Source organism: Yoonia sp. R2-816 (assembly GCF_046762905.1).
Taxonomy (GTDB): domain Bacteria; phylum Pseudomonadota; class Alphaproteobacteria; order Rhodobacterales; family Rhodobacteraceae; genus Yoonia.
The window spans coordinates 1-273 of record NZ_JBKQXN010000163.1; the positions used below are offsets into that span (position 1 = coordinate 1).

Consider the following 273-nt stretch of genomic DNA (forward strand, 5'->3'; position numbering starts at 1 on the left):
CGCTATCTCGTTCAACGATCCGGGGTTTGATAATCGTTCGACCTTAAGGGTACTCTTGGAATGCACCGCTGTGACCGCACCTGTTTCGACGGTCGAACGGGCACTGGCAACTACATCAACGATATCAGCAGCGAATGATGCAATAGCAAATCAGGTCCTCGACATTGTCGCAGACAAAACTGGCTATCCAGCCGACATGCTGGACGTTGAGATGGATCTGGAGGCCGAGTTAGGGATCGACTCGATAAAGCAGGTTGAGATCCTTTCGGCCCT

Annotated in this window: 1 protein-coding gene; it reads left to right on the forward strand. The window is 52.0% G+C overall.

The annotated features are described in order from the left end of the window. A partial coding sequence (locus ACFWW2_RS05810) for a phosphopantetheine-binding protein (protein WP_393926882.1) occupies positions 1-273 on the forward strand: 273 nt, incomplete at both ends.